Origin of the sequence: Nocardiopsis lucentensis DSM 44048, assembly GCF_000341125.1 — a bacterium.
Classification (GTDB): Bacteria; Actinomycetota; Actinomycetes; order Streptosporangiales; family Streptosporangiaceae; genus Nocardiopsis; species Nocardiopsis lucentensis.
The window spans coordinates 5,633-6,415 of record NZ_ANBC01000078.1 but is presented as its reverse complement, the minus strand read 5'-3'; the positions used below and the strand labels follow the sequence as shown (position 1 = coordinate 6,415).

Below are 783 nucleotides of genomic sequence, written 5' to 3'. Positions count from 1 at the left end.
CGATGTCGCCCCCGGCCATCGCCGTGTAGTGCATGGCGGTCACGGCGGCGGCCATGACCAGGGAGGCGCCGACGATCACGGGGGAGCCCCTCAGCCGGGAGGCGAACCACAGGGCGGCGGTGGCCGCCACCAGGGCGATGGCGGTGGCCGCGATCACGTGGCCGTGGTCGTGGCGCATGGTCCCGACGAAGTTCATCGAGGCCATGCCCATGTAGTGCATGGAGACGATCCCGATCCCGGAGATGAGGCCGCCCACGACCAGGCGGGCGTTGGTCGGCCGGGTGGCCGTCAGGGCCAGGGCGACGGCCATGACCGCCACGGCGAGCGCGCCGCTGCCCACGGTGAGCAGGGGGTCGTAGCGGATGATGACGTCCGGCACGGAGTAGCCCATCATCGCGATGAAGTGCATGGACCATACGGCGGTGCCGCCGAGGGAGAGGGCGGCCAGCGACAGCCACACCCAGCGGGCGCCGCTGACGGTGAGGCGGGCGCGCGCGGCGAAGGAGAGGCCGAGCAGAGAGCCGATGACGGAGACGGTGTAGGCGATCGTGGGGGTGAGGGCGTTCTGCGCGAGGTACTGGACCACTGGTGCGACGCTCCGGACCTGCTGGGGTGGGGGACACCCCATGCTATAAATCCAGTGATTTGTGACACGAGGGGTTGAGGCCACATCATGTGTCCGGTTCCGGCCACACAGCCACCGTCCACACGGCCCCGCCCACCCGTCGCCCGTCATCGCCGGGGCCGTTTCGCGGAGGGGCCACCCCTCGAACGACGTCTTCG

At 70.5% G+C, this 783-nt stretch carries 1 protein-coding gene; it reads right to left on the bottom strand.

Going from position 1 to position 783, the window contains the following annotated elements:
• On the bottom strand, positions 1–586 hold a 586-nt coding region (locus D471_RS0102405; RefSeq protein WP_017597151.1), incomplete at its 3' end, for an MHYT domain-containing protein.
• Between the last annotated feature and the right edge of the window lie 197 nt (positions 587–783).